Raw genomic sequence first — 20073 nt, 5'->3', positions numbered from 1 at the left:
TGGTAAGGGTTTGATGCGCCAGGGTATACCGTTTCGGGCTGGATTTTTTCACCGTTTACCGCCAGGCTGGAATCCATCTTTAGCAGTGATCACGCGTCCGGTTTGCCCGGATGCAGAGAGATAACTTACGGGAGTCAGCATGAAACAACCTGAAGTCGCGGTTCTGGGATTAGGCGCAATGGGGCACGCATTTGCCGCCAACCTGCTGAAAAAAGGCTTTCGCGTTCACGGCTGGAACCGCACGCGCGCACGCGGTGAAGATCTGCTGGATGAGGGTTTAACGCTGGCTGAGTCAGCAGAAGAGGCGGTGCGTGATGCGGATGTGGTGATCGCCATGCTCGCCGACGGTGAGACCACGGAGCAGGTACTGCATCAGGCGAAAGCGGCCTTTAAGCAGGGGGCAACGCTGTGTCAGATGGGCACCATCGGGGTCGAAAAAACCGACGCGCTGATCGCCTTTTTCGCCGAACAGCGTCCCGATATGCTGTTTATCGATGCGCCGGTTTCCGGCACCAAAGCGCCAGCGGAGAACGCGCAGATCCTGGTGCTCGCCAGCGGTGACCAGAGCCGGGCGCAGGCGGCAGAAACGGTGTTCGCCGCCATCAGTAAAGGAACGCAGTGGCTGGGCGAAGCGGGTAAAAGTACCCGGATGAAGCTGGTGGTCAACAGCTGGCTGATTGGCCTGATGCAGAGTCTGGCAGAGAGTACCCGACTGGCAGAGCAGTTTGGCTTTTCTACTGACGATCTCTGGCAGGTGCTGGAGGGCGGTCCGCTGGCCGCGCCCTATGCGAAAATGAAGCTCGGGATGATCGCCAGCGACGACTACACGCCGCAGATGCATCTGGTCTGGGCGCTGAAGGATGCGCGGCTGGCGCTGGATTCGGCAGAGACGCCGCTGCCGGCGCTGGACAACATCGCCCGGCTCTGGCAGCAGGCAGTTGAGGCCGGACACGGCGAAGAGGATCTGGCGGTGATCTACCGCTACCTGAAGACACAATGAGCCAGCAACCCATTGCGTTTCAGTCGCGTCCGCTGGTGCCGCTGGCCCACGATTATCCGCACGGTGCCAGCGAACCCTGGCATCATCACACCTGCGCACAGCTGATTCATACGCTGAGCGGGGTGATACGGGTCGACACGGAGTATGGCAGCTGGATTGTGCCGCCAGGTCGCGGCGTCTGGCTGCCCGCCTTTACCCGTCATGCGCTGCAGATGACCGGTCAGGTGGCGGCGCGAACGCTGTTTATCGATCCGCTGGCGCGTGCCGATCTGCCCGCCAGTTGTCAGGTCGTGCCGATCTCCCCGCTGCTGCGTGAGCTGATTGTCAGTGCGATGAGCCTGCCGGCATCTTATGACGCAGGCAGCCGGAGTGAGCGGGTTGTCGAGCTGATTCTGGATGAAATCCGTGGCCTGGATGTGCTGCCGTTTGACCTGCCGATGCCGGAGAGCCCCCGGCTGCAGGCGCTGTGCGCGCAGATCCGGGAGGCACCCGGTGAGCGCTGGACGCTGCAGCGTGCCAGCACCCTTGTGAGTGTCTCGGGCCGCACCCTGGCCCGCTACTTTATGCGTGAAACCGGTCTGCAGTTCAGTGACTGGGTGCGTCGCGCCCGCCTGGCTATCGCCCTGACACGGCTGGCGCAGGGCGACACGGTACTGCGGGTGGCGCTGGAACTGGGCTATGAGAGCCCCAGCGCATTCAGTGCGATGTTTCGTCGTCTGCTGGGTGTTTCGCCGACGGACTATTTTCCGCCATCAGAAAGTGGCCCGCCGCACTGAGCAGCGCCTGCAGAGCCGCGCGGGCAGTATCGTTATCGATGCTCACACCCCAGGCCCGTGTGCCATGGCTGTCCACGCAGCTGACGTAGGCGACCGAGCGGCTGTCACTGCGTCGCCCCAGCGTATGCTCATGATAGTGCTCAATGGTCAGCGGCAGGTCAAACGTGCTGCGCAGGGCATTGACCGCCGCGGACAGCCAGCCATTACCCTGACCGTTCAGCGCCAGCGACCGCCCCTGCCAGCTCACGCTGGCGCGGAGTTGGGTCTGCCCGCCGCTGTCACTCTGACTCTCCGCCCGCTGCAGGGCCACCACAGGCTGCGTCACGCCATAGTGGCGGCAGAAGAGCTGCCACAGCGCGTAATGGGTCATCTCGCCGCCATGCCGGTCTGTTTCCTGCTGAACGCACTGGCTGAACGCCTGCTGCAGCGCGCGCGGCATCTGTAATCCATGATTCTGCTCCAGCAGCCAGGCGGCACCGCTTTTTCCCGACTGGCTGTTGACGCGGATCACCGCCTCATAGCTGCAGCCGATGTCGGCCGGATCCAGCGGCAGATAGGGCATCTGCCACACTTTTTCCTGCTGTTCAGCGCGGATGGCGAACCCTTTTTTAATCGCATCCTGATGCGAACCCGAGAAGGCGGTGAAGACCAGCTCGCCTGCATAGGGATGACGCGGGTGAACCGGCAGCTGATTACAGCGGGTGACGACCTCGATTACCTCATGCATCTGGCTGAAATCGAGCTGTGGCGAAACACCCTGGGTGTAGAGATTCAGCGCCAGCGTCACCAGGTCCACGTTACCTGTGCGCTCCCCGTTTCCAAACAGGCAGCCCTCGACCCGATCCGCGCCAGCCAGCAGGGCCAGTTCGGCGCAGGCGATACCGGTGCCGCGATCGTTGTGCGGATGGACGCTGATGCAGACGGCGTCACGGCGACTGAAATGGCGGCAGAAATATTCAATCTGATCGGCATACACGTTAGGCGTATTGACCTCGACCGTGGCGGGCAGGTTGATAATCATCGGCCGCTGCGCATCGGGTTGCCAGACATCGGCGACCGCCTCGCAGATTTCCAGCACAAACGCCGACTCTGTAAAACAGAACGTCTCCGGTGAGTATTCAAACGTCCAGTGGGTGTCCGGCTGCGCCTCACAACCTGCCCGGATTTGCGCGGCACCCGCCGTCGCCAGCGCCACAATCTCCGCTTTACTCTGTTTGAATACCCGCTCACGAAACAGCGGGGCGGTGGCGTTATACAGATGCACGATAGCGCGCGGCGCGCCCTGCAGCGCCTCGAATGTCCGGGTAATCAAATCTTTCCGCGCCTGCGTCAGCACCTGCAGGGTGACATCCTGCGGAATGCGCTGCTGCGCAATCAAATCGCGGACAAAGTCAAAGTCTGTCTGCGACGCAGACGGAAAGGCGACTTCAATTTCGCGGAAACCACAGCGCAGCAGCAGATCCCAGAACGCCATTTTTCGCTCCGGGTCCATCGGCTCTGCCAGCGCCTGATTGCCGTCACGCAGGTCGGTAGAGAGCCAGCGCGGCGCCTGGGTGAGCTGGCGTGAAGGCCACTGGCGATCGGGCAGGTCGATCAGCGGCGAGGGACGATATTTGTCAGCGGGTCGGGTCAGCATAGTTTTCTCCTCTGTTTTTTTATCAGTCTGCCGCTGTGTCCTGCGGCCTGCGCACTCAGGGGTGACAACCTGCCGCGCAAAAGTGACAACGCGCGGCGTGCGCCGGAGTTTGATGAATCCGCCGGGCGGGGTTAGCATGGCAGGCTGTTTATCCGGGTGGACTTTTATGCTGATTTTTGACGGTCACAACGATCTGCTGCTCAACCTCTGGCTGCATCATCGCGATGCGCCCGTGCAGGCGTTTTATCAGGGAATTGAGCGGGGGCATCTCGATTTTCCCCGCATTCAGCAGGGCGGCCTGGGCGGCGGGCTGTTTGCGATTTTTGTGCCACCTCAGGCGTACATTGCGCAGGCTGTTCCGGACCGCGCCAGTGTGCCCTATGAACCGCTGACCATCATGTGGCAGCAGTTGCAGATCCTGCAGCAGCTGGCGGATGAGTCGGGCGGCCGGGCGCGCCTCTGCCGCAGTGTGGATGAAATTGCCGCCTGCCGCGCCGCCGGCGTGCTGGCGATGGTGGCCCACATCGAGGGTGCGGATGCGCTGGACGAGGAGGGCGAACAGTTGCACGCTTTCTGGCAGGCGGGCGTGCGCAGTATCGGGCCCTTCTGGAATCTGCCTAACCGCTTTGGTCAGGGCGTCAGCGGCACCTTTCCCGGCTCACCCGACACCGGCCCGGGCCTGACCGCTGCCGGTGAAAAACTGATTCAGCAGGCGGGATACCTGAAGATGATGATCGATGTGTCACACATGAACCTGCAGGCGTTTCGTGACACCGCCCGACTCTTCAGCGGGCCGCTGGTGGCCAGCCACTCTAACGCGCATGCGCGCTGTCCGCAGCCGCGTAACCTCACTGACGATCAGTTGCGGGCAATTCGCGACAGCGGCGGTCTGGTGGGCATCAATTTCGGTAATGCGTTTCTGCGCGCTGACGGCAAACGTGACGCTGACACGCCATTGACAGAAATTGTTAAGCATTGTGATCACCTGCTGGCGATAATGGGCAGTGACCATGTTGCCTTTGGCTCCGATTTTGATGGCATTACCCCCCCGGTTGCGCTGGGCGATGTCAGCGGAATGCCGCGATTGCTCGCTGCTTTTCAGGAAGCAGGCTATGATCAGACACTGACAGAGAAACTGACATGGGGAAACTGGCAGCGGGTTTTACGTCTGACCGGGCTGTGATAACAATTTCCTTACGTTCCGGGCTTGATCCTGACGCGCCATTGGCGCACCATCTGCCTGGAATTTGTGATGGCGGTCTCATTTAACGCCGTTGATGCTGATTCCAGGCAGCTAATATACTGTTAATAAAGAGGAAATAACTCATGTGGAAAAAACCAACTTTCGTTGATATGCGTCTCGGTCTGGAAGTGACTCTCTACATCTCCAACCGTTAATCGTTCTGCCCGCCCTCTGTGCGGGCATTTTTTTCAACTTCTGGTTTTCCTCTATGTTTATCAAAATCCTCGGTTCAGCCGCGGGTGGCGGGTTTCCGCAGTGGAACTGCAACTGCGCCAACTGCCACGGTGTGCGAAACGGCACCATTCAGGCCCGCCCACGCACGCAGTCGTCGATTATCCTCAGCGATAACGGCACGGACTGGGTGTTGTGCAACGCCTCGCCCGACATCAGCCAGCAGATTCTGCACACGCCAGAACTGACCCGCCAGGGCGTACTGCGCGGCACGGCGATCGGCGGGATTATCCTGACCGACAGTCAGATCGACCATACTACCGGGCTGTTGAGTCTGCGCGAAGGGTGCCCGCATCAGGTGTGGTGTACACCGGAAGTGCATGCCGATCTCAGCAGCGGCTTCCCGATCTTCCCGATGCTCTCTCACTGGAACGGCGGTTTACAGCACCGGCCAATTGCGCCCCTGACGCCGTTCAGTGTCGATGTCTGCACCGATTTGCAGTTCACCGCGATTCCTATCATCAGTAATGCACCGCCTTACTCGCCTTATCGCGACCGGCCGCTGCCGGGCCACAACGTGGCGCTGTTTATCGAAAACCAGGCCAATGGTCAGACGCTGCTCTATGCGCCAGGCCTGGGCGAGCCTGATGCGGTGATCCTGCCGTGGCTGCAGAAAGCGGACTGCCTGCTAATCGATGGCACCGTCTGGCAGGATGATGAGCTGCTGACGACCGGCGTGGGCCACAACACCGGAAAGGCGATGGGCCACCTGGCGCTGGCGGAAGAGCAGGGACTGATGGCGCTGCTGGCGTCGCTGCCGGCAAAACGTAAAATTCTGATCCACATTAACAACACCAATCCGATTCTCAACGAGCAATCACCGCAGCGTCAGTTCCTGACGGCGCAGGGAATAGAGGTGAGCTGGGACGGAATGGCGATTCATCTTCAGGGTTAAATCATGCAGATCACGGAAACGCTCTCCCCGCAGGCTTTTGAACAGGCGCTGCGCGATAAAGGCGCTTACTACCATATTCATCATCCCTATCACATCGCGATGCATACCGGTCAGGCGACGCGCGAACAGATTCAGGGCTGGGTGGCGAACCGCTTCTACTATCAGACCACCATTCCGCTGAAAGATGCCGCGATCATGGCCAACTGTCCCGATCCGGCCACCCGGCGCAAATGGGTGCAGCGCATCCTCGACCATGATGGCAGCAACGGCGAAGAGGGCGGCATTGAGGCCTGGCTGCGGCTGGGCGAGGCGGTGGGTCTGACGCGTGAAGCGCTCCTGTCAGAACAGCATGTGCTGCCGGGCGTACGTTTTGCGGTGGATGCGTATATTAACTTTGCCCGCCGTGCCAACTGGCACGAGGCGGCCTGCAGCTCACTGACCGAACTGTTCGCGCCGCAGATCCACCAGTCCCGGCTCGACAGCTGGCCGCAGCACTATCCGTGGATTAAAGAAGAGGGCTATTTCTACTTCCGCAGCCGCCTGGGTCAGGCTAACCGCGACGTGGAGCATGGCCTGGCGCTGGCGCTGGAAACCTTCACCACAGCAGAGTCGCAGAACCGTATGCTGGAAATTCTGCAGTTTAAGCTCGATATTTTATGGAGCATGCTGGACGCGATGACGATGGCCTATGAACTGAAACGTCCGCCTTATCACACCGTCACCGACAAGGCGGCGTGGCACACCACCCGACTGGTATAACAGATGAACGAAAACTCTATTGTCGCGTTCCGTCGCGGCTATCGCCTGCAGTGGGAAGCTGCGCAGGATACCCATGTGGTGCTCTATCCTGAAGGGATGGCAAAACTGAACGAAACCGCCGCCGCCATTCTTGAGCTGGTGGATGGTAAGCAGGACGTCGCTACGATTATCGCCACGCTGGACAGCCGCTTCCCGGAAGCGGGCGGCGTCGGGCCAGATGTCACTGAGTTCCTGCAGTCAGCCTATGAACAGAAGTGGATACAGTTCCGTGACCCCGCATAAACCTGGCGTGAATCCGCCGCTCTGGCTGCTGGCCGAGCTGACCTATCGCTGCCCGCTGCAGTGTCCTTACTGTTCCAATCCGCTCGACTTTGCGCAGCAGGAGAAGGAGCTGACCACGGAGCAGTGGATTGAGGTCTTCCGCCAGGCGCGCGCTATGGGCAGTGTGCAGCTCGGTTTTTCCGGTGGCGAGCCGCTGACCCGCAAAGATCTGCCTGAACTGATTAAAGCGGCGCGCGATCTCGGCTTCTATACCAATCTGATTACCTCGGGTATTGGCCTGACCGCGAACAAACTGGAGGCGTTCAGCGAGGCGGGTCTGGATCATATCCAGATCAGTTTCCAGGCGAGCGATGAAACCCTGAATGCCGCGCTGGCCGGATCGAAAAAAGCGTTCCAGCAGAAACTGGAGATGGCGAAAGCGGTCAAGGCGCACGGCTATCCCATGGTGCTCAACTTCGTGCTGCATCGCCATAACATCGACCAGATCGATAAAATCATCGACCTCTGCATCGAACTGGAAGCGGATGACGTAGAACTGGCCACCTGTCAGTTCTACGGCTGGGCGCAGCTCAACCGCGAAGGTCTGCTGCCGACGCGCGATCAGATCGCCCGCGCTGAAGCGGTGGTCAGCCGCTATCGTGAGCAGATGAGCGGCAGCGGTAACCTGACCAATCTGCTGTTCGTGACGCCCGACTACTATGAAGAGCGACCAAAACCCTGCATGGGTGGCTGGGGAGCGATCTTCCTCAGCGTTACGCCAGAGGGCACCGCGCTGCCGTGTCACAGTGCGCGTCAGCTGCCCGTCGAGTTTCCATCGGTGCTGAACCAGAGCCTGGAGGATATCTGGTACAACGCCTTTGGTTTCAATCGCTACCGTGGTTTTGACTGGATGCCGGAGCCGTGTCGCTCCTGTGATGAGAAAGAGAAAGATTTTGGTGGCTGTCGCTGTCAGGCGTTCCTGCTGACGGGCGATGCCGACAACACCGATCCGGTCTGCAGCAAATCGCCGCATCACGGCAAAATCCTGGAAGCCCGCCGCGAAGCGGATTGCAGCGACATTAAAATTGGTCAGCTGCAGTTCCGTAACCGCGCCAACTCGCAGCTGATCTATAAGACCCGGAATCTCTGATGAAGACGCGCGGTCTGGTGATCGAGGGGCTGAACGTCGAACTGGTTCATCAGGCCGACGCCCGCCAGGCCGCCGCGCTGGTCAAGGTGGGCGCAGGCAGTCACGACGAACCCTCACGCTGGTCCGGCCTGGCGCATCTGCTGGAACATCTGCTGTTTACCGGCAGCACCGGCTGGCCTGACGAGGGGCGGCTGATGCCGTGGATCCAGGCGCAGGGCGGGCGGGTCAATGCCACCACCCTGGCGCGCCACAGTGCTTTCTTCTTCGAGGTCGCGCCGTCGCAGCTGGCGGATGGGCTGGCTCGCCTGCAGGATATGATCGCCCATCCGCTGCTCGATAACCGGGCGATCGGGCAGGAGGTGGCTGTGATCGATGCGGAGTATCAGCTTCTGCAGCAGCATCAGCCATCCCGTATCGACGCCGCGCTGCTGCATGCAGCCAACACTCCCCCTGAATTCCGGCATTTCCATGTGGGCAGTCGCGTTCACTTTGGCGATGAGCTGCCCGCGCTCCAGCGGGCGCTGCGTCAGTTTCATCAGCGTTACTATGTCGCCGGTAATATGCGCCTCTGGCTGCAGGGTCCCCAGTCGCTGGCGGCGCTTGAAGCACTGGCGCGTGAGTTTGTCGCGGCGCTGCCTCCCGGTGTCTCCCGGCGCGACCTCTCCGTGCCGCAGCTGACAGAAGAGACGCGCTGGCAGCTCGGCGGCGCACCGGGCGCGCTGTGGCGCAGCTGGCTACTGAACAATAGTGACGGTGTCATGTTGTGGCGCGAGTTTCTGCTGGATGAGGCACCCGGTTCGCTGCTGGCCACCCTGCGTGAACAGGCGCTGGCGGAGACGCTGGAGCTGAAGATTCTTTATCAGACTGACGGCGTGACCTGGCTGGCGCTGGGCGTCGACACCCACCGGCCGGTTGCGGTCAATGGCCTGATCGACCGCTATCTGGCGGCGCTGCGTCAGACCAGTGAACTGCAGCACCAGCACTATCATCAGCTGGCGCAGAGTCGCTTCGTGACGCTGTCACCTATGGAGCAGCTGCGACAGCGTGCTATCGGCTTTGCGCCGGATGAAAACCTGCCTGCACTGCTGCCGCTGGTGGAGAAACTCACCACCGCGCCGGGCACGCTGCTGCGCTGCACCCCGGACTCAGTGGAAGGCAATCAGATCACCCAGGGTTTCAGTCTGGCGCTGACTCCCTGGCGCTCCCCAACGCCTGAAACGCTGCCTGACGCCAGTTTCTTTTTCTATCCGCTCGACAGCGTCGTCGCGACCGGGCCGCTGCCTGAGCAGGCGGTGGCGCTGCCTCATCATCAGCCGGATGAGGGCGAGGCCACGCTGATCCTGCGGCCTGAGTTCTGGTCGACGTTCTCCCCGGCGATGGGTGACGAGCTGGCGCGGCGACTGCCCCCGCTGTTTGCCGCGCTGCGTCATCAGGGCGGGCACGGCAGCTGGCAGGAGGTGGAGGGCGTCTGGCAGCTGACGCTTCAGCTGCCGCCGGACAAGGCGATCGCTGACTGGGCGCTGAGCCAGATCGTTGCGGTGATGGCGCAGCCCGCAGCACGTGGTCAGCCCCCCGTAACGGAAACGATCGCCATCCGTGCGCTGCTGCGGCAGTTGCCCGGACAGTTAGCGGCGAACGTGAATCCGCCATGCTGGCGGGCGGCACTGAAAGGCGGCGATGCGGCGTTGCATTCGCGGATTGCCCGGCGGCTGAGCGCGCTGTCGCTGCCGGTCAATCCCGCCACGCCGCCGACGCGCATGACTGCCCGCACCGGCATGACACACCTGCCGCACAGCAGCTCAGACAATGCGCTGCTGCTGTTTATCCCGCTGAACCGGGTGGAGCCGCTGACGGCGCTGCGCGCGCTGGCGCTGATTTATGAGCCGCGCTTTTTCCAGCGCTACCGGGTTGAGCAGCCTGTGGGTTATGTGGTCAGCAGCCGCTATCTGCGCTGTGCCGATCAGGAGGGGGTGATGTTTGCACTGCAGTCACCTGACTACAGCCCGCTGTCGCTGCTGCGCTACTGCCGCACTTTTCTGCGGTCCCTGACGGAAACCCTGGCGGATGCGGATCTGGAGGCGATAAAAACGCGGTTGCTGAGCCAGCAGGCGGATCAGCCGCTGGCGCTGCTGCGGCATGAAAATGGTCTGGCGGAGCCGGACGCGGCGCAGATCGAGGCGCTGACCCTGGTGGATTTGCAGCAGCTGCATCGCGCCCTGATTCAGGATCGTCGTCGCTGGCGCGTTCTGTTTACTGGCGGCCCGGTCGCATGAAGCTTATCCCGTGTTGCTGAATTTATTTGAAAATTACCGACAAATCTCTTCACTGTCTATTCGTGCCAGTCTGAACCACACTCAGTCTACTTTTGTCTGCATAAGGAATTGACCGTGAAGAATGTTAAACGTATTGCACTGCCCCTGTTAGCCGTTGCCGCGCTCTATGCCCCGCTGTCCCAGGCTGAGGCAATGCACTATCAGCTGAACCCTGAGCATACATCGGTAGTGGTGGCCTGGAACCATTTTGGCTTCTCAAACCCGACTGCCGATATCCCGGATGCGACCGGTACGCTGGTGTTTGACAAAGATCATCCGGAAGCCTCACGTGTTGACGTGACCCTGCCGGTCAGCAAAATCGACAGCCACGTTGCGGCGCTGACCAAAGAGTTCAAAGGCGCCGAGTACTTTGATACCGCAAAATACCCGACCGCGACCTTCCACAGCACCAAAGTGGTGGCGAAGGGCGACAACAAGTTCGACGTTGAAGGTAACCTGACCCTTAAAGGGATTACGAAGCCGGTTACCCTGCACGCGACGCTGAACAAGCAGGGCGAGCATCCGATGGTGAAGAAGCAGGCGATTGGTTTTGATGCCACCGGCACCATCAAGCGCTCTGACTTCAAACTGGACAAATATGTGCCTGCCGTCAGCGACGACGTGACGCTGACGCTCTCTACTGAAGCCTACGCGAAGTAATCTGTCGGGGCGCGGCGGTTAACCGTGGCGTCCCGGTTTTTTATCCCCTCTGTCGACCGCCCCGAAAATCACTTTTCACGCCACCTTCGCTGTTTTTCACCCCTTGTCCGGCCGCAAAACCGGGAAAAATGAGGTGAAAATCACAATTTTGCAACATTATAAATTATCCCGTTCGTCAACCCGCCATAGCCCGCATCACCATTCCGGGTTCCTGCTTTAACTCCCTGATTTAAATCAGTTTGAAAACCCTGCCCGGGCGACTTACGTTGTGATAACTGTCACAAAAAGAGACCCTTCAGGTTCGCTGTCAACATCACCTCTCAAAAAATACCGCACGTAACTGTGATCTCACCTGCAAATAGCTGACCGGCTTCCCGGAAGAATGATTGCCAGCAGATTAAGCCAGTGAGGAGCGGGAAATGCGAATTGGAATGGTAATCAGCGGCGGCGATGTGACCGGCATAAATAATTTCGTTTTCCGGTTAGGGCATCTGGCGCAGGCAGAAATGGTGATATTTGACGGCGGCATTCCCGGCCTGCTGGCAAATAAGCACCGTGATATCAGCGAGCGCGATCTGCTCGACTTTTCCATCGCCGCGATCCCTGTCATGCAGTCAGGCCGCACCCAGAAAAAACTGGTGCGCAGCGAATATGAAACGATTGCACGTCAGCTAAAAGGCGCCCGAATCGATGTATTAGTGATGGCGGGCGGCGACGGCTCACTGCAATTTCTGCATGCGCTGTCGGAGTGGGGCGTCAATTGCTTTGGCGTCGGCATGACCATTGATAATGATGTATTTGGCAGCGATTACACCCTGGGTTTCTCCACCGCCTGTGAACAGGTTTTAAAAGAGGTGGCAAAACTCCGTAATACCGGGCGCGCCTTACCGGGCCGGGTCTTTATGCTGGAATTACTTGGCGGCTACTGCGGTGAATTAACGCTGCAGTCTGCTATTAAATCGAACGCCGATATTGCACTGATTCCGGAGTGCCAGATCCCACTGCCTCAGCTGGCGCAGCGCATTACTCAGCGGCTGGCGCAGCAGAACAGCGTCATTATTCTCTGCTCGGAAGGCTACACCCGGGAGTATTCGCCCGGCTTTCAGGGGGCTATCGACACCTTAATCAGGCAGCTTGAGCCGCTGATTGGCGTACGTATCCGTAAAACCATCCTGGGCTACGGGCTGCGTAATGGTGACCCCACCTGTGAAGAGATCTATCAGGGCACCATTATGGCCAGTGAAGTAGTGCGATGTATTCAGTCAGGTATGCGGAATAAAGCGGTCATTATTAATGGCAGCAACAAACCGATTCCGATTGATTTAAAAAGCATGCAGAAACGCCTGGTCGATATTGACGGGCACCAATACAAACTCGCTAAACAACTCAATATATTGTGAGGAAAAAGACCATGCTGAAAATATTATGTGTCTGTGGTTGTGGATTAGGTTCCAGTTTCGCGATTGAAATGAGCGCGAAGGCCGTATTAAAAAAGCTGGAAATCGATGCGGATATCGACCACACCACCATTTCTGAAGCAAATGCCTTTAAGTCAGACATGATTCTGACGCAGAAAGCCTTTGCCGATGTGTTAAATGCCGACGCCAGTCCGGAACAGATTAAACGGGTCATTATTCTTAACCGGCTCACCGATAAAGCGGAAATTGAGCAGAAGATTCTGGCGTTTTTAAAAGAACATAATCTGAAGGTCGCGGCTCATGAATAGTGTAATCGACTTCCTGGTCAAAGATCTGCTGGGGCAGGCCTCCATTCTGATCGCCTTTATTGCGCTGATTGGTTTGGTGCTGCAAAAAAAATCGGCCGGCAAGGTGATGGAGGGCACCTTTAAAACCCTGCTCGGCTTCTTAATTATGATGGCGGGTATCAATATTATCGTTGGCACGCTGACGTTCCTGAATACGATATTTACCCACGGTTTTGGGATGCGCGGCTACATCACCGATGTTGCCGCCATTGCCGGGCTGGCCAACCGCGAGCTGGGCTCGGAAGTGGCGCTGACGCTGCTGGTGATCTTCATCGTGAATATCGTTATCGCGCGGCTGACACCCTTTAAGTACATTTTCCTCACCGGGCAGGCGTTGCTGTGGATGGCAACGATTGGTGCCGTAATCGGCTACAAAGCCGGACTCACGGGTCTGCCGCTGATCCTGACCGGTGGTCTGTTTGGCGGGATCATGGCCGTTGTGATGCCTGCGCTGGCCCAGCCGGTGGTGCGCCGCATCACCGACTCGGATGACGTGGCGCTGGGACACTTCTGCACCATCGGCTATCTGGTCACCGCGGCAGTGGCGAAAGTCGTCGGCAAAGGATCGCGCTCCACTGAAGATCTGAAACTGCCCGATAACTTTAAGTTTCTGCAGGATACCTATCTGTCGATGGCGCTGGTGATGGTGCCGATGTACCTGATCCCCGCTCTGGCGGCCGGTCCGGCGTTCATTGCGCAGTACAGCAACGGCATGAACTACCTGATGTACGCCTTTATGCAGTCGATTCAGTTCGTGGCCGGGGTATTCGTGCTCTACAGCGGGGTGCGTCTGCTGCTGAACGAGCTGGTTCCTGCCTTCCGCGGTATCGCCATGCGCGTGGTGCCGGACGCGAAACCGGCGCTGGATTGTCCGGTGATGTTTCCCTATGCGCCCAACGCGGTGATTGTCGGCTTCCTTGCCACCACACTCGGCTCCATCGTCGGCATGCTGGTCTTTCCGATGTTCGGCCTGGCGATGATCCTGCCGGGGCTGCTGACCAACTTCTTTGCCGGTGGCACCGCCGGGGTATTCGGCAATGCCATGGGCGGTCGTCGCGGCGCGATGATCGGCGGCTTTGTACACGGCCTGTTTATCACCATTCTGCCCGCCATTCTGGTGCCGATGCTGGAGAGCTATGGCTTCACCGGCGTGACCTTCAGTGACTCCGACGTCATCAGTACCGGCCTGGTGCTCGGCCACGCTTTCCAGAATAACTGGCTGTTCGTGGCGCTGTTTATCGCCTTTGTCACCGCCATCGCCTGGTTCGTTAACGGTAAATCCACCCATCCTCAGGAGGAAAAAATCCATGAAACTCTATAATTTCGCCGACCTGTTAGCGCTGGCTAAACAGCGGGACTTTAAAGCCGTTGGTTCGTTTAATCTTCACTGCCTTGAGATGCTGCCCGCCTATTTCAAAGCGGCAGAGAAAACCAACAGCCCGTTAATGATCCAGATCTCCACCGGCACCGCGAAATATCTCGGCCATAAGCTGCTGGTGGATGCCATTAAATCGCTGTCAGAAAGCATGAACGTGCCAGCCTGTCTGCACCTCGATCACTGTTCCGATTTAGCCGCAATTCAGACGGCGATCGATGCCGGATTCAGCTCCGTGATGTATGACGGGTCACATCTGCCGATTGAGGAGAACATCGCTAATACCCGTCGGGTGATTGATATGGCGCGTCCGCACAATGTCTCAGTGGAGGCTGAACTGGGAGCAATTGGCGGCTCGGAAGATGGTCTGTGCGTGGAGATGGACGCCATCGCTTTTACGCCGGTGGAAGATGCGCGCCGCTTCGTCGAGGAGACTGGCGTCGACATGCTGGCGATCTCTATCGGCACCGTACATGGTCTTTACACCGGTAAAGCCCACATTCAGCACCAGCGACTGGCGGATATCACCGCGGCTACCCACACGCCGCTGGTGCTGCACGGCGGCACCGGTGTCAGCGACGAAGATATGCGGCTGGCCGTCAGCAGCGGGATCGAGAAAGTCAACGTCGGCACCGAGATGAACGTTCAGTGGGTGGCGCGATGCAAATCGACCTTTGAGAAAGGCAAGGTCAACGACAGCGTGCGCAATTTCCTGGTTCCCGCCAACGACGCCGTCACCGATGTGCTGGTCGGGAAGATGCAGTTATTCCGGTAAGCGCAGAGCCTTTGTCCGGTTATTTTTATCCTTCCTTTACGCTGAGTGACCCCGACAGAGCCGGGGACAGGAGAGCCTATGTTCGGATTTTTAAAAAAGTCAGCGGCAGCAGACACCGCTGACGAGCAGCAGCAGGATCATCTGGCAGAGATCAGTCGCGAGAAAATAGCGCAGCTGGAGCAGCAGCTGGCGATGAATCCCCGAAATGGCGAAACGCAAAAAGCGTTAATGCTGGAATATAACCGGGCATTGAGTCTGTTTGCCAAAAGCCGCCGCTACCGCAATGACATTGATGGGCTGTTTGTCAAAATCGATGAACTGCGCAACGTGGTTCGCCAGTCGATTTAAGGAGTGCTGATGACGATTAAGCAGTTATTGCAAGAGGCCAATGCCATCCAGATCGGGATTGACGCCACGGACTGGCGTCAGGTAATCGCGCTGGCCGCGGCCCCGCTGGTCCGCGGGGGATATCTGGCGGCCTCCTATCCTGATGCCGTGATCGCCAATACGCTGACGCATGGCGCCTACTATGTCTTTGAAGAGGGGATCGCGATCCCCCATGCGCGACCGGAAGCCGGGGTCATCCGCGACTGTTTCAGTATGATCCTGCTGAATGAGCCGATCTCGTTTGACGGCAGCGATAAGGCCGACATTGTGATTATGTTTGGCGCCCGCGACAGCAATGCACATATCGAAGAGGGGATCCGGGCGATTGTGTCGTTGCTGGAAGATGAGCAGACGCTGGTCAGACTCCGTCAGGCCGGTAGCGTCGCGGAGGTCATTGATATCTTATGACGCTGAAAACTCCCCCAAAACGTGTGGTGCTGGTGAACGGCATTCCGGCGTCTGGCAAAAGCACCCTGACGCATGCGCTGTCACACCACTTTGGCTGGCCGGTGCTGACGCTCGACAGCCTGAAAGAACCTTTTATGGCCTGTTTCTCGCCAGTGGATCGCCAGCGTAACCGGCAGCTGGGCTGTGCGGCGTATCAGGCGATCTGGAACATTGTCGGGCAGTCACCCGCCACGCCGATCTGGCTTATCGATGCCTGGTTTGGCTTCCAGCCGCGCACGCAGCTGGAGCAGGGCCTGAAACAGGCGGGCGTCGGTGAGGTGCTGGAGCTGTGGCTGAAGATCGAGCCGGACGTGGCGGTGGCTCGCTATCAGGCGCGGCTGTCGCAGCGGCAGCCCGGCCATCCGGGGGCGGAGTATCTGCCGGAGCTGCACCAGCTGGCGCAACGGGCGCGGCCAATGGCGCTGGGCCCGCTCTGCGAGGTCAACGCCTGCGCGCAGGATCATGCGGCCGTCTTTCACTGGCTGCAGCAGCAACTCAGCAGAACGCGCTACACTTCAGCTCATCATCTGAATAGTGAGGCGCTGCAGGATGTCGTCACCCCCCTATCTGCAAACCGGTGAAAGCGCCGTGCTCTATGACGGCGTCTGTAAGCTCTGCAATGGCTGGGTTCAGTTCCTGCTGCGCCACCATCTGGCGCGACAGGTTCGTTTTGCCTCGGTGCAGAGCGAGCAGGGCAAAGCGCTGCTGCGCTGGGCCGGGCTGCCGGAAGAAAACGTCAGCACCATTGTCTACATTGCCGGTAATCAGCACTGGCTGCGGGCACAGGCGGTGTTTCGGGTCATGCAGCATCTCCCGGCGCCCTGGCGTGGTCTGGCGGTGCTGCGTCACTTTCCGGATGCCATCAGCAACTTCGCCTATGACCGCATCGCCCTGAACCGCTATAAGCTGTTTGGCCGTTACAGCAGCCAGCACGCCATCACACCCGATTATCCCGACCGTTTTCTGCATGAGGTTGAGCCGAAGCAATAATTGCTTGCTATGAGCTGTGCTGACATCAATGATATCCTTGCTGTTATGACCTGAATCCCGGTACGCCCCCGTGCCGTCAGGATCAGGTCAGGATGCTGACAGACAACGGATAGAGGGATTTATGCCGGTCAATTTCGATCTCAACGATCTCTACGCGTTTCGCGCGCTGGTGGAGTTTGGCAATTTTCGTCTGGCGGCGGAATCGATCTGCCTTTCCCAGTCGGCGCTGAGCCGCCGGATAGACAAGCTTGAAACCGCGCTGGGGATCAGACTGTTTGAGCGAACTACCCGTCGGGTTACGCTGACGCTGAAAGGGCATGCGTTTGCGCAGCGGTCGGAAAAGCTGCTGGCCGATTTTGAAGAGGTGATGGCCGATCTCAGTGAGGTGAGTTTAGCCCGTACGGGCCTGATTACCGTGGCCTGCGTGCCGTCCGCCGCCTACTACTTTATGCCCAGCATCATCCGGCTGTTCCAGACGCGCTATCCCAGAGTGCGGGTCAAACTGATCGACAGCAGCGCGGGCAATGTCTACGACGCGGTAATCGGCGGGCAGGCTGACTTCGGCATCAGTTTTTCCGGCCGCGCTCAGCCGGATGTCCATTTCCAGCCGCTGATGAATGACCCCTATGTGGCCGCCTGTCGTCGTGATCATCCCATCGCAACCAAAAAGAGCCTGAGCTGGCGGGCATTCTATCAGTCTGAATGGATTGGGCTGGATAAAACCTCCGGCAACCGTAACCTGCTGGATCAGGCGTTGCAGGCTATCGTGCCAGAGAAGCCCTGTGTCTGTGAAACCCGGCACGTCACGACCATGCTGGGAATGGTTGAGGCGGGGCTGGGCATTGCTGCCGTCCCCGCCATGTCGATGCCTGATTACGATCACGCCCTGCTGATGGCTGTGCCGCTAACCGATCCGGAGGTGAAACGCACCGTGGGCCTGCTGCGTAAAGATGGCCGGACGTTGTCGCATATCGCCAGCGAACTGGAGGCCCTGATTATTGAACAGTATCAGCGTCTTTAACCGGGGCGGCCGCTTTCACGCTGTGCAGTCCACTATCATGCACCGCCTGCTGTGCCTCGGGCGAGGCAAGCCAGTGTAACAGCTTCGCCGCCTCGTCCGGCTGGGCCGACTGGCGGACTACCGCACCGGCGAAGCGGGTGGTGTACTGCACCTTATCCGGCAGTTCACCAATAAAGGTCACCCCCTGAACCGGCAGCAGCTCGCTCACCTGCTGGAAACCGATGGCATATTTCCCGGCGGCGATCTCAGAAGCCACCGGAATACGCTCGACCTTCACCGCCTTCGCTTTGACCTGATCCTCAATCCCCAGACGGCTGAACAGCTGGCTGCTGACATATCTGCCGCTGGCGCTATCGGAATAGGCAATAGACTGCGCTTTCAGCAGGGTCGCGCGCAGCTCGCTTTCCGTGCCGATCTTCACTGGCGGCGCCCCCTTTTTAATCACCGCACCAATACGGGAATCGGCGAGTTCAACCCGCGAGCCTGGCAGCGTCTTTCCCTGCTTTTGCAGTTCGCCCAGCGCATCGCCGACCATGATCACCACATCGGCTGGTTCACCGCGCGCCAGTCGCGCCGGGATTGCCTGCGGCGTCTTACCCATCGACGGTCCGGGCACCGTATTAATGGTGATCCCTTCGCGCTCGGCAAAGCGGGGCGACAGGGTGTCCCACGCCGCTTTAAATCCGCCGGAGATCATCACCGTCAGCGCTTTAGCCTGCGCCGCAGCACTGCCTGCTACGCTGGACAGCAGAACGGCGTACAACGCGATCTTTTTCAGTTTCATCTTCATTCCTTAGCTAACCGTTTCATGGGCCGGTGATACGACACTGCGGGTACGACGATAGAGATAGAGTGTGGCGCCCAGGGCACAGACAGCCGCAAAGCTCATCCAGTAGCCCGGCGAGGCTTTGTCGCCAGTCAGTTCGATCAGGCCGGTCGACATCACCGGCGTAAAGCCGCCAAACAGCGCCGTTGCCAGGCTGTAGGCCAGCGAGAATCCCGCCACACGCACTTCCGCTGGCATGATTTCAGTCAGCGCCGGAATCATGGCGCCGTTGTAGAGGCCGTAGATCATCGACAGCCACAGCAGAACGCCCAGCATCATCGAGAAGCCTGGTGCCGCCGCCAGCATGCTCAGCGCCGGATAGCTGGTCGCCATTGCCAGCAGAGTCATCGTTACCAGTACCGGCTTACGGCCAAAGCGGTCAGAGAGTGCGCCACCAATCGGCAGCCAGATGAAGTTTGAAATGGCCACCAGCAGCGTAACCAGCAGGCTGTCGGAGGCGCTGAGCAGCAGAACTTTCTTACCAAAGGTGGGGGCATACACCGTGATCAGATAGAACGCGGTGGTGGTCATCGCCACCATCAGCATGCCGGCGATCACCACCTGCCAGTTGTTCAGCAGAATGCGGAACACCTGGCGCACTTCAGGATGGCTGCGGCGGTTGTTAAATTCCTGCGTCTCTTCCAGCTTACGGCGCAGCACGAAAATAAACGGCACAATCAGGCAGCCAAACAGGAACGGAATACGCCAGCCCCATTCGCGGATGGCACTCTCTGCCAGTACGGCGTTGAGGATAAAGCCCATTGCCGCCGCCACCATGATCGCGACCTGCTGACTGCCCGACTGCCAGCTGGTGTAGAAACCTTTGCGGCCAGGTGTGGCGATCTCGGCCAGGTAGACGGAGACGCCGCCCAGTTCCGCACCGGCAGAGAAGCCCTGCAGTAAGCGACCGATCAGCACCAGCAGCGGAGCCCACAGGCCGATGCTCTGGTAAGAGGGGATCAGCACAATCATAAAGGTGCCCGCTGCCATGATAGAGAGCGTCACGATCAGCCCCTTGCGACGGCCGACTTTATCGATGTAGGCTCCCAGCACCACGGCACCAATTGGCCGCATCAGGAAGCCCGCCCCGAACACGGCAAAGGTCATCATCAGTGACGCAAACTCACTGCTGGCCGGGAAGAAGGTATGTGCGATATAGGTGGCATAGAAACCGAACAGGAAAAAATCAAACTGTTCGAGAAAATTGCCGGAGGTCACACGGAAAATAGCGCCAATCCTGGCGCGATGGGTCATGGGTGAGATCGTCTGCATCAGTAACTCCAGTAAGGTATGACGCTTTTAGCTGCGCCTGTTGCAGAAGAGTGGATCAGGGTCCGCGGCTAAATAAGTGCAAAAAGATCATGGATTGATGAGCCTGTCGCATGACTGGCGGGCATGCTCATTAAAAATGCTTTTTATTCAGCGGTTTGAGTGAAAGAACAATTTCCCGGCAATTGTAAACTGTGTTGAGATGAGTTTGCGGAAATGTGACAGGATTCATAAGCGTGCTCAGCACTGACGGGGAGAGAACGGGCTGACTGGGCTATCTGAACGACTTACCTGC

General features: G+C 59.0%; 22 protein-coding genes. 19 read left to right on the top strand and 3 right to left on the bottom strand.

The genetic code is table 11. The features are described from left to right. Window positions 1-139: 139 nt before the first annotated feature. Window positions 140-1000, top strand: a complete 861-nt coding sequence (locus tag RT657_RS01160; RefSeq protein WP_313651752.1) for an NAD(P)-dependent oxidoreductase — start codon at window positions 140-142, stop codon at window positions 998-1000. After that, window positions 997-1776 carry a helix-turn-helix transcriptional regulator gene (locus tag RT657_RS01155; RefSeq protein WP_313651750.1) on the top strand — a complete coding sequence of 260 codons (780 nt, stop codon included), beginning with the start codon at window positions 997-999 and terminating at the stop codon, window positions 1774-1776. The genes RT657_RS01160 and RT657_RS01155 overlap by 4 nt, the downstream gene beginning before the upstream one ends. Here RT657_RS01155 and leuA read toward each other — a convergent pair. Then, window positions 1697-3412 carry a 2-isopropylmalate synthase gene (gene leuA, locus RT657_RS01150; RefSeq protein WP_313651748.1) on the bottom strand — a complete coding sequence of 572 codons (1716 nt, stop codon included), beginning with the start codon at window positions 3410-3412 and terminating at the stop codon, window positions 1697-1699. The two genes, RT657_RS01155 and leuA, sit on opposite strands and share 80 nt — an antisense overlap. 166 nt (window positions 3413-3578) lie before the next feature. Between leuA and RT657_RS01145 the strand changes: the two genes are divergently transcribed. The 17 genes from RT657_RS01145 (at window position 3579) to RT657_RS01065 (ending at window position 17683) form a co-directional block, all read left to right on the top strand. Next, a complete protein-coding gene (locus tag RT657_RS01145) occupies window positions 3579-4595 on the top strand; it encodes a membrane dipeptidase (protein ID WP_313651746.1) in 1017 nt (338 codons plus the stop codon). A gap of 143 nt (window positions 4596-4738) precedes the next feature. Further along, window positions 4739-4810 (top strand): pyrroloquinoline quinone precursor peptide PqqA, encoded by a 72-nt coding sequence (gene pqqA / locus RT657_RS01140; RefSeq protein WP_010245082.1) that lies wholly within the window; start codon window positions 4739-4741, stop codon window positions 4808-4810. Window positions 4811-4863: 53 nt separating this feature from the next. Beyond that, entirely contained in the window at window positions 4864-5781 is a 918-nt protein-coding gene (gene pqqB, locus RT657_RS01135; protein ID WP_313651744.1) for a pyrroloquinoline quinone biosynthesis protein PqqB, read from the top strand. Window positions 5782-5784: 3 nt separating this feature from the next. Continuing rightward, window positions 5785-6540, top strand: a complete 756-nt coding sequence (gene pqqC / locus RT657_RS01130; RefSeq protein WP_313651742.1) for a pyrroloquinoline-quinone synthase PqqC — start codon at window positions 5785-5787, stop codon at window positions 6538-6540. A 3-nt stretch (window positions 6541-6543) separates the two neighbouring features. Beyond that, entirely contained in the window at window positions 6544-6822 is a 279-nt protein-coding gene (pqqD, locus tag RT657_RS01125) for a pyrroloquinoline quinone biosynthesis peptide chaperone PqqD (RefSeq protein WP_313651740.1), read from the top strand. Beyond that, the gene (gene pqqE, locus RT657_RS01120; RefSeq protein ID WP_409520972.1) at window positions 6785-7951 is read left to right on the top strand and encodes a pyrroloquinoline quinone biosynthesis protein PqqE; all 1167 of its coding nucleotides are present in this window, start codon (window positions 6785-6787) and stop codon (window positions 7949-7951) included. Before pqqD ends, pqqE begins: the two co-directional genes overlap by 38 nt. Continuing rightward, window positions 7951-10224 (top strand): pyrroloquinoline quinone biosynthesis protein PqqF, encoded by a 2274-nt coding sequence (pqqF, locus tag RT657_RS01115; RefSeq protein WP_313651736.1) that lies wholly within the window; start codon window positions 7951-7953, stop codon window positions 10222-10224. Before pqqE ends, pqqF begins: the two co-directional genes overlap by 1 nt. 114 nt (window positions 10225-10338) lie before the next feature. Continuing rightward, window positions 10339-10923, top strand: a complete 585-nt coding sequence (locus RT657_RS01110) for a YceI family protein (RefSeq protein ID WP_128086732.1) — start codon at window positions 10339-10341, stop codon at window positions 10921-10923. A gap of 419 nt (window positions 10924-11342) precedes the next feature. Next, window positions 11343-12323, top strand: coding sequence for a 6-phosphofructokinase (locus tag RT657_RS01105; RefSeq protein ID WP_313651734.1), 981 nt, complete (start codon window positions 11343-11345; stop codon window positions 12321-12323). Window positions 12324-12334: 11 nt separating this feature from the next. Continuing rightward, a complete protein-coding gene (locus RT657_RS01100) occupies window positions 12335-12649 on the top strand; it encodes a PTS sugar transporter subunit IIB (RefSeq protein ID WP_128086730.1) in 315 nt (104 codons plus the stop codon). Further along, a complete protein-coding gene (locus tag RT657_RS01095; protein ID WP_313651729.1) occupies window positions 12642-14009 on the top strand; it encodes a PTS sugar transporter subunit IIC in 1368 nt (455 codons plus the stop codon). The genes RT657_RS01100 and RT657_RS01095 overlap by 8 nt, the downstream gene beginning before the upstream one ends. Beyond that, complete coding sequence (locus tag RT657_RS01090) at window positions 13996-14838, top strand: class II fructose-bisphosphate aldolase (protein WP_313651727.1); 843 nt, start codon at window positions 13996-13998, stop codon at window positions 14836-14838. Before RT657_RS01095 ends, RT657_RS01090 begins: the two co-directional genes overlap by 14 nt. Before the next feature lie 78 nt (window positions 14839-14916). Continuing rightward, window positions 14917-15186: a hypothetical protein gene (locus RT657_RS01085; RefSeq protein WP_313651726.1), complete on the top strand. Its 270-nt coding sequence runs from the start codon at window positions 14917-14919 to the stop codon at window positions 15184-15186. Window positions 15187-15195: 9 nt separating this feature from the next. Further along, window positions 15196-15633 carry a PTS sugar transporter subunit IIA gene (locus RT657_RS01080; RefSeq protein ID WP_313651723.1) on the top strand — a complete coding sequence of 146 codons (438 nt, stop codon included), beginning with the start codon at window positions 15196-15198 and terminating at the stop codon, window positions 15631-15633. Continuing rightward, window positions 15630-16253 carry a glucokinase gene (locus RT657_RS01075; protein ID WP_313651721.1) on the top strand — a complete coding sequence of 208 codons (624 nt, stop codon included), beginning with the start codon at window positions 15630-15632 and terminating at the stop codon, window positions 16251-16253. The genes RT657_RS01080 and RT657_RS01075 overlap by 4 nt, the downstream gene beginning before the upstream one ends. Then, entirely contained in the window at window positions 16222-16662 is a 441-nt protein-coding gene (locus RT657_RS01070; protein ID WP_313651719.1) for a thiol-disulfide oxidoreductase DCC family protein, read from the top strand. The genes RT657_RS01075 and RT657_RS01070 overlap by 32 nt, the downstream gene beginning before the upstream one ends. A gap of 121 nt (window positions 16663-16783) precedes the next feature. Beyond that, window positions 16784-17683 (top strand): LysR family transcriptional regulator, encoded by a 900-nt coding sequence (locus RT657_RS01065; RefSeq protein ID WP_313652679.1) that lies wholly within the window; start codon window positions 16784-16786, stop codon window positions 17681-17683. On the opposite strand, the gene RT657_RS01060 is transcribed toward RT657_RS01065, so the two are convergent. Both RT657_RS01060 and RT657_RS01055 read right to left on the bottom strand, forming a co-directional pair. Continuing rightward, the gene (locus RT657_RS01060; protein ID WP_313651717.1) at window positions 17658-18467 is read right to left on the bottom strand and encodes a substrate-binding domain-containing protein; all 810 of its coding nucleotides are present in this window, start codon (window positions 18465-18467) and stop codon (window positions 17658-17660) included. The genes RT657_RS01065 and RT657_RS01060 overlap by 26 nt on opposite strands. 9 nt (window positions 18468-18476) lie before the next feature. After that, the gene (locus RT657_RS01055; protein WP_409520971.1) at window positions 18477-19781 is read right to left on the bottom strand and encodes an MFS transporter; all 1305 of its coding nucleotides are present in this window, start codon (window positions 19779-19781) and stop codon (window positions 18477-18479) included. Window positions 19782-20073 lie beyond the last annotated feature (292 nt).

The sequence above is a fragment of the Pantoea sp. genome (assembly GCF_032114055.1).
In the GTDB taxonomy this organism is placed as follows: Bacteria; Pseudomonadota; Gammaproteobacteria; order Enterobacterales; family Enterobacteriaceae; genus Pantoea.
This window is presented reverse-complemented; position numbering and strand designations above follow the sequence as displayed.

Excerpts from the sequence above, each read along its gene's own strand:
- RT657_RS01085 (WP_313651726.1), top strand. The coding sequence starts at position 14,917 with ATGTTCGGATTTTTAAAAAAGTCAGCGGCAGCAGACACCGCTGACGAG.
- RT657_RS01060 (WP_313651717.1), bottom strand. The coding sequence starts at position 18,467 with ATGAAACTGAAAAAGATCGCGTTGTACGCCGTTCTGCTGTCCAGCGTA.
- pqqF (WP_313651736.1), top strand. The coding sequence starts at position 7,951 with ATGAAGACGCGCGGTCTGGTGATCGAGGGGCTGAACGTCGAACTGGTT.
- leuA (WP_313651748.1), bottom strand. The coding sequence starts at position 3,412 with ATGCTGACCCGACCCGCTGACAAATATCGTCCCTCGCCGCTGATCGAC.
- RT657_RS01055 (WP_409520971.1), bottom strand. The coding sequence starts at position 19,781 with ATGCAGACGATCTCACCCATGACCCATCGCGCCAGGATTGGCGCTATT.
- RT657_RS01070 (WP_313651719.1), top strand. The coding sequence starts at position 16,222 with ATGTCGTCACCCCCCTATCTGCAAACCGGTGAAAGCGCCGTGCTCTAT.
- RT657_RS01095 (WP_313651729.1), top strand. The coding sequence starts at position 12,642 with ATGAATAGTGTAATCGACTTCCTGGTCAAAGATCTGCTGGGGCAGGCC.
- RT657_RS01155 (WP_313651750.1), top strand. The coding sequence starts at position 997 with ATGAGCCAGCAACCCATTGCGTTTCAGTCGCGTCCGCTGGTGCCGCTG.
- pqqD (WP_313651740.1), top strand. The coding sequence starts at position 6,544 with ATGAACGAAAACTCTATTGTCGCGTTCCGTCGCGGCTATCGCCTGCAG.
- RT657_RS01105 (WP_313651734.1), top strand. The coding sequence starts at position 11,343 with ATGCGAATTGGAATGGTAATCAGCGGCGGCGATGTGACCGGCATAAAT.
- RT657_RS01080 (WP_313651723.1), top strand. The coding sequence starts at position 15,196 with ATGACGATTAAGCAGTTATTGCAAGAGGCCAATGCCATCCAGATCGGG.
- RT657_RS01100 (WP_128086730.1), top strand. The coding sequence starts at position 12,335 with ATGCTGAAAATATTATGTGTCTGTGGTTGTGGATTAGGTTCCAGTTTC.
- RT657_RS01160 (WP_313651752.1), top strand. The coding sequence starts at position 140 with ATGAAACAACCTGAAGTCGCGGTTCTGGGATTAGGCGCAATGGGGCAC.
- RT657_RS01145 (WP_313651746.1), top strand. The coding sequence starts at position 3,579 with ATGCTGATTTTTGACGGTCACAACGATCTGCTGCTCAACCTCTGGCTG.
- RT657_RS01075 (WP_313651721.1), top strand. The coding sequence starts at position 15,630 with ATGACGCTGAAAACTCCCCCAAAACGTGTGGTGCTGGTGAACGGCATT.
- pqqE (WP_409520972.1), top strand. The coding sequence starts at position 6,785 with ATGAACAGAAGTGGATACAGTTCCGTGACCCCGCATAAACCTGGCGTG.
- pqqB (WP_313651744.1), top strand. The coding sequence starts at position 4,864 with ATGTTTATCAAAATCCTCGGTTCAGCCGCGGGTGGCGGGTTTCCGCAG.
- RT657_RS01065 (WP_313652679.1), top strand. The coding sequence starts at position 16,784 with ATGCCGGTCAATTTCGATCTCAACGATCTCTACGCGTTTCGCGCGCTG.
- pqqC (WP_313651742.1), top strand. The coding sequence starts at position 5,785 with ATGCAGATCACGGAAACGCTCTCCCCGCAGGCTTTTGAACAGGCGCTG.
- RT657_RS01090 (WP_313651727.1), top strand. The coding sequence starts at position 13,996 with ATGAAACTCTATAATTTCGCCGACCTGTTAGCGCTGGCTAAACAGCGG.